The 6,584-nt window shown below is 64.8% G+C and carries 6 protein-coding genes and 1 pseudogene; 3 read left to right on the forward strand and 4 right to left on the reverse strand.

The window, feature by feature from the left end:
- The first annotated feature begins 138 nt into the window (after positions 1-138).
- A complete protein-coding gene (locus tag KVS69_RS17415; protein ID WP_254622251.1) occupies positions 139-495 on the forward strand; it encodes a hypothetical protein in 357 nt (118 codons plus the stop codon).
- A 52-nt stretch (positions 496-547) separates the two neighbouring features.
- Here KVS69_RS17415 and KVS69_RS17420 read toward each other — a convergent pair whose 3' ends face one another.
- From KVS69_RS17420 to KVS69_RS17430, 3 genes and pseudogenes are all read right to left on the reverse strand, one after another.
- Positions 548-1,087: a hypothetical protein gene (locus KVS69_RS17420; RefSeq protein ID WP_217539180.1), complete on the reverse strand. Its 540-nt coding sequence runs from the start codon at positions 1,085-1,087 to the stop codon at positions 548-550.
- Between the two features lie 239 nt (positions 1,088-1,326).
- Positions 1,327-1,509 (reverse strand): annotated as a pseudogene (locus tag KVS69_RS17425) (HupB); the annotation flags it as partial.
- A gap of 96 nt (positions 1,510-1,605) precedes the next feature.
- Positions 1,606-3,690: a catalase gene (locus KVS69_RS17430; protein ID WP_217539187.1), complete on the reverse strand. Its 2,085-nt coding sequence runs from the start codon at positions 3,688-3,690 to the stop codon at positions 1,606-1,608.
- Between the two features lie 158 nt (positions 3,691-3,848).
- Between KVS69_RS17430 and KVS69_RS17435 the strand changes: the two genes are divergently transcribed.
- Together KVS69_RS17435 and KVS69_RS17440 are read left to right on the forward strand one after the other, a co-directional pair.
- Positions 3,849-4,559: an AraC family transcriptional regulator gene (locus tag KVS69_RS17435; protein WP_068853648.1), complete on the forward strand. Its 711-nt coding sequence runs from the start codon at positions 3,849-3,851 to the stop codon at positions 4,557-4,559.
- Positions 4,560-4,638: 79 nt separating this feature from the next.
- The gene (locus KVS69_RS17440; RefSeq protein WP_217539191.1) at positions 4,639-6,039 is read left to right on the forward strand and encodes an amino acid permease; all 1,401 of its coding nucleotides are present in this window, start codon (positions 4,639-4,641) and stop codon (positions 6,037-6,039) included.
- 173 nt (positions 6,040-6,212) lie between these two features.
- On the opposite strand, the gene KVS69_RS17445 is transcribed toward KVS69_RS17440, so the two are convergent.
- Positions 6,213-6,425, reverse strand: coding sequence for a hypothetical protein (locus KVS69_RS17445; protein ID WP_217539189.1), 213 nt, complete (start codon positions 6,423-6,425; stop codon positions 6,213-6,215).
- Between the last annotated feature and the right edge of the window lie 159 nt (positions 6,426-6,584).

Below are 6,584 nucleotides of genomic sequence, written 5' to 3' on the forward strand. Positions count from 1 at the left end.
GCCATGAATGGAATGCACGCATTCACGAAGAAAATTCGTTCTTGATGCGCGTGCTGGCGCAGCCGAAAATCTGGGTGATTGGAGGCGAGCAGGAACTCAGCGCTGCACAACATGGCGGGGCCAGGTAAATCACTCAGCATGGATCCGCCAGACACGCGCGAAATTGGCGGACTGCTGCGGTCTGGCAAAGCGCGTCTTCTGGATGCGCGCCGCACGGAACTCTCCTTGGAGAGTCGTTTCGATCTAGCCTACAACGCAGCGCACGCGCTATGCCTGGCAGCGTTGCGTCGGCAAGGTTTTCGCCCGGCACACCGTTATCTCGTGTTCCAGCTCCTTCCGCACACGCTTGGAATGGGAGCCGGGGTCTGGCGCGTTCTCGACAAATGCCACCAGCAGCGGAACATTGCAGAGTACGAGGGTCACCTCGATGTGACCGAACGGTTGGTACTCGACTTGATCGAGGCATGTGACGCGGTGCGATCCGCTTTGGAATGAAGAAGGGGCCGGTGCAAACGCGACCCAATTCCAAGCGCGCCCACCGATGCGGTCAGCGCATCTCGAACGAAGACTGCAGCGGAATAGTTACGTTGCGCAGCGTGTCGCGCACGTTGATCGCCACTGTCCAAGTCCCCTTGGGGTCGCCCGCTTCAGCAGTGAACTTCATTCCCACCGAAGACAGATAGACACTGTTGGGATCGGTATCGAGCTGGGTAACGAAGCAGGGCAGGTCGTGCTCGTCGCCGCTCAGGCTGCCGTCGGGACGGGTGATCCGCAGGTCGCAGCGCACCTGCGCCATGCCGGCGGCGTCCAGCTTCGGGTTGGTCAGGAAGGACAGGATGTAGAGCGAGCCACCTTCCTTGACCTCGGTGGCCAGTTCGAAGCGCGGCACCCCGTTGACCGGGTTTTCCCACTTCTGTTGCCATTCCGGGTCCGCGGTAACCACCATCGACGCCGAGAAGCCTTCGCTGGATTTCGCCGAAGACGTATCAGGCAGGGCGTTTCCCTGGCCATCGTGGAGTGCCGTCTGCGCCGGTGCGGACAACGGCATCAGCAGGGCCAACAAGACCAGCGTGCGTGCAGATTTCATGTAAGTGGTTCCCCTGTCCGCATCCTGCGGTGATGCGCGAGTATCGCCCATCCACCGCGCAGGCCGTCAAGGCGGTGCCGGGCCAAACCCTGCATCGGGTCAGGGCGGCCGCTTACCCAGGCGCGGTAGTGGTGCGCTGGCGTACGCGTTGGTGATGCGGAAACCTGTTTCGATTTCAGGTCCATGCGTCAATGTGCGTGGCACCTGTACTGGCGGTTGTTTGGGAACCAACCCTACCGGGATGCCTTGGAGGCCTTCTTCGCCGGCCGTTTCTTGCCGCCGCCATCCTGCTTGTTCACGGTCGCCCAGGCGATGCGTTCGGCGGCTTCGTCGCTGCGACCCTCGGCTTTTTCGCTTTCCTCGATGTGCTCGGCCTGGCGCTTCTGCTTGTCGGTGTAGCTGGATTTGTCTCCGCGGGGCATGGGAATCGTCCTCTCTTCAGGGAGCAGCGGACCAGCGGTCCGCTCTACACGTTGCCCGGCAGGAGCGGATCCACTGTCCGCTCCTGCCGGCACGGGTCAGGCGAGGGTGCGGACCTTGGGTTCGCGCGCCCACTGGCGGGTGGCGGCGGCGGCAATGAAGCCCTTGGCATCTTCGGCTTCCACCACGCCATTGTCTTTGCCAACGCGCGCCGTCTTGAGCAGCTGCTGGGCGCCGTCATCGGCGGCGATGGCCTTCAGGTGCGCCCAGGCGTCTGCGGCGAAATCGATCGCGGCCGATTCCTTGCTCAGGCGCTTGGCGGCGTCGGCGCTCAGTACGATCGCCACTGCGTCGAACACCACCGAGGGCGTGCCGGCCAGCTGGCCGTCCGCAGGCTGCAGTCTGCCGTCGCTCAGCTTGCCGCCGCCGACCTTGGGCGCGACCAGCTTCACCTTCGCGCCGGCTTTCTCGGCTGCTTTGCGCAGGTTTGCGATCAACCCCGCGTCGGAGCCCTCGTCGAACAGGATGCCGATGCAGCGGCCCTTGAGCAGGTCCTTGGTGCGGCCGATGATGCGCACTTCCGGCGCCTTGGGCAGGTCCTTGGCCGGAGTGGCGGTAGGGGCAGGGGCGGGCAGGGCGGGCATCGCCAGGCCGTCGGCAACGCGCTTGGCCAACGACTCGTCGATGTTGCGCAGGTGGCTCACCGTGCGCTCGCGCACGGGTACCGTTTCCACCTTGGACAATTCAAACACCAGCGCAGAGGCCAGGTGCGCCTGCTCCGCCGCCTCCAGGCTGCGGAAGAACATGCGCGCCTGGCTGTAGTGATCGGCGAAGCTGGCAGCACGTACGCGCCCTTTGCGACCATCATCGGCCGGCGTGGCATGGGTGGGAAAGCCATCAGCGGTCTCGCGCGGGCTGTCGCCCTGCAGGGAGCTGGGGTCATATGCTACCCGGCCCTTGGGGATGTTCATCTGCATATGGCCGTCGCGTTGATGGTTGGCGAACGGGCACTTGGGTGCGTTGACTGGAATCTGGTGGAAGTTCGGCCCACCCAGGCGGCTGAGCTGGGTGTCCAGGTACGAGAACAGCCGTCCCTGCAGCAGCGGGTCGTTGCTGAAATCGATGCCGGGCGGCACGTTGGCCGGGCAATAGGCGACCTGCTCGGTTTCGGCGAAGAAGTTGTCCGGCCAGCGGTCCAGCACCATCCGGCCGATCACGGTCAGCGGCACCAGCGATTCGGGAATGATCTTGGTCGAATCCAGGTGGTCGAACGGGAACGCCTCGGCTTCTTCTTCGGTGAACAGCTGCACCGCCAGCTCCCATTCGGGGAAGTCACCGGCAGTGATCGCCTCGAACAGGTCGCGGCGGTGGAAATCGTTGTCCGCCCCCTGCAGCTTCACCGCCTCGTCCCACACGGTGGACTGCACCCCAAGCTTGGGCCGCCAGTGGAACTTCACGAAGGTGGATTCGCCGGCATCGTTCAACAGCCGGAAGCTGTGGATGCCGAAGCCTTCGATGGTGCGAAGCGAACGCGGAATGGTGCGGTCGCTCATCGCCCACATGATCATGTGCATCGATTCGGGCATCAGCGAAACGAAATCCCAGAACGTGTCATGGGCGCTGGCGGCCTGCGGGAACGCGCGGTCCGGTTCCATCTTGACCGCGTGGATCAGGTCGGGGAACTTGATCGCGTCCTGGATGAAGAACACCGGGATGTTGTTGCCGACCAGGTCCCAGTTGCCCTCGGGCGTGTAGAACTTCACCGCGAAGCCGCGCACATCGCGCGGGGTGTCCACGGAACCGGCACCACCGGCGACGGTGGAGAAACGGGTGAACACGGGCGTGCGGACGCCTACTTCGGTGAGCACGCGCGCACGGGTGAATTCCTCCAGCGAACGGGTAAGTTCGAAATAGCCGTGCGCAGCGCTGCCGCGCGCGTGCACGATGCGCTCGGGAATGCGCTCATGGTCGAAGTGGGTGATCTTCTCGCGCAGGATGAAGTCTTCCAGCAACGTCGGCCCGCGCGGGGTGTCGCGCAGCGAGTTCTGGTTGTCCGCCACCGGGATGCCCTGGTTGGTGGTCAGTGCCGGATGGCCACCGCCGGCCTGCTGGTGAAGTTCGTCGCCTTCGCCACGGCGATCGGCGGGAGGGGCGGATTTGGTGCGGGGCTTGCTGGTGGCCATCAGGCGACTCCGGGCTGGCAGGGGGGATGCAACGCCTCACAGTGGCGGGCGGGGCGTTAATCGCCGGTCGGAGAACCCGGTCGCGCATGCACCTGCGCTTCACGCCGGCAACCAGGCAGGTATCCTTGGTGGCGTGTCCATCCTCCTGCCATCCCCGCATGCGCGTTGAACCTGCCGACATCGAAGCCCTGTTCGATGCGATTCCCGATGTGCTGTTCTTCATGAAGGACCGCGACGGGCGCTACACGCATATCAACCAGACCATGCTGCGCCGTCTGGGGCTGAAGTCGCGCAAGGAAGTGATCGGGCGCACCGCTGCCGAGATCTACCCCACGGGGCTGGGCGCGGACTACGCCACCCAGGATGCGCAGGTGCTGGCCGGCAAAGTGATCGAGAACCTGATGGAGCTGCACCTGTTCGCCAACCGCGAGCCGGGCTGGTGCCTAACCTGCAAGCGGCCGCTGCTGGTGGACGGGCAGATCCGAGGGCTGATCGGCATCTCCCGCGACCTGGGGCAGAAAGACAGCCTGGGCACCCAATACGAACAGCTGCGGCTGGCGCTGGCCCACCTGAACGCGCATTACGCCGAGAACGTGCGCATGCAGACCCTGCTGGATATCACCGGGTTTTCGCTGTCCAAGCTGGAGCGCACCTTCCGCAGGGTGTTCCAGATGACCCCGCAGCAGGTACTGACCCGGCTGCGCATCCAGATGGCGGTGCATCTGCTGCATGGCAGCGACACCATCGCCAGCATCGGCCAGGCCTGCGGGTTTACCGACCAGAGCGCGTTCACCCGCAAGTTCAAGGCCGAGGTCGGGGTGTCGCCGCGGGCCTATCGCGCCCAGATCGCAGAGCGCGCAGAGCCCTGACTACAGGGGCAGGGGCGCTGCCCCTATCCCGTCCGCCGGCCGGACAAGGTATGGTGTCGCACCTGTTGCCCGCCAATCGATTCCGATGCCCGCATCCCAGACTCCGGCCTCCGCCGCCGCACCCGCCGACACCCGCCTCGGGAGCTCGCTCAAACCCCGCCAGCTGATCATGATGGGCCTGGGCAGCGCCATCGGCGCCGGCCTGTTCCTGGGCTCCGGGGTGGGCGTACAGGCGGCCGGGCCGGCCGTGCTGCTGTCCTACCTGGTGGCCGGTGCGCTGGTGATCATCGTGATGAACGCGCTGGGCGAGATGGCCGCGGCCAAGCCGACCAGTGGCGCGTTCTCGGTGTACGCCGCCGACGCCATGGGCGCCACCGCCGGTGCCACGGTGGGGTGGCTGTGGTGGGTGCAGCTGGTGATCGTGATCGCTGCCGAAGCGGTCGGTGCGGCGGGCCTGCTGGCCACGGTGTGGCCGGTGATCCCGGTACCGATGGCGGCGCTGGCATTCATGCTGTTCTTCACCGCGATCAACCTGCTGGGAGTGAAGAACTTCGGCGAATTCGAGTTCTGGTTCGCCATCCTCAAGGTGGCCGCCATCATCGGGTTCATCCTGATCGGCGTGGCGCTGCTGATGGGCTGGCTGCCGGACGTGGCGTCGCCGGGCCTGAGCAACTTCACCCAGCATGGCGGTTTCGCCCCCAACGGGCTGGCCGGGATCGGTGCCGCGCTGCTGGTGGTGGTGTTCGCCTTCGGCGGTACCGAAATCGTGGCAGTGGCCGCGGCCGAAACCGAGGACCCCGAGCGCAGCATTGCCCGTGCCATCCGCACCGTGGCCTGGCGCATCCTGGTGTTCTACATCGGCTCGCTGAGCGTGATCATCGCCGTGGTGCCGTGGACCAGCGAAGCGCTGAAGTCGCCGTTCGCCGCGGTGCTGCAGGTGGCCAACATTCCGGGGGCGGCCACGGCCATCACCCTGATCGCGGTGATCGCACTGTTGTCGGCGCTCAACGCCAACCTGTATGGCGCCTCGCGCATGATGTATTCGCTGGCGCGCCGCCGCGAAGCCCCGGCGGTGCTGGGCTGGACCGACCCGCGCCACGTGCCGATCATCGCGGTGCTGGCCAGCGTGCTGTTCGGCTTCGCCGCCACGGTGATGGAGCTGGTGTTCCCGGACAAGGTGCTGCCGGTGCTGCTGAACATCGTGGGCTCCACCTGCCTGCTGGTGTGGACGATTTCGCTGCTGTCGCAGCTGATCCTGCGCCACCGCGCCAACCGCGACGGCACCCGCCTGCCGTTCCGCATGGCCGGCTACCCGTACCTGACCATGCTCGGTCTGTGCGTGCTGGCACTGATCTTCGGCCTGCTGCTGTCCGAAGCGCATACCCGCGTACAGTTCCTGTCGATGGCCGCGTTGACCGCCATCATCGCCATCACCAGCGAAGTCACCCGCCGCGTGCGCCGTAACCGCCAGCGCGATTGAATCTGATGGGAATTGCGTGAAACGAAAACGGCCCGCTTTCGCGGGCCGTTTTCGTTTCAACCAGGCGGGAAGATCAGACCTCCACGCCTCCTTGTAGCAGCGGGTCGAGTGAACCGACCTGCCCACGGAGCGGCGACTAAGCCACCCCCCGACCTTGCTGCGTACGGGTGATGCTAGTCATACCATTCCATTGCGGTCTTCTCCATGATCTTCAGGGTGTAACTCCGGAACTCGTTGCTGACGTACCCCTCGATCTCGGCGGCTGCATCCGCCGTGTTCGAGATTCCCGCAGTCATAAGGGTTCGAATCTGCTCGGCCACCGATGGTGATGTTTCGTCCATCCACTCGCTGATGTTATCGGCGACGTGCTCGCGGGAGGCGCTCATCAGGTCGTGATGGTCCAGATCGTTGTCATACCCTGCTCTGCCAATATCCTTGCAGGTGTAGTAGGCATTGCTCCTTTGATAAATCTACTCAGTGTCCTCGTATACATCGTTGCAGAACTGCCTGGCTAGTTCATCAACTTGATCCAGCACAGGCTGTGC

It is taken from the genome of Stenotrophomonas sp. GbtcB23 (assembly GCF_019091045.1).
Classification (GTDB): Bacteria; Pseudomonadota; Gammaproteobacteria; order Xanthomonadales; family Xanthomonadaceae; genus Stenotrophomonas; species Stenotrophomonas rhizophila_A.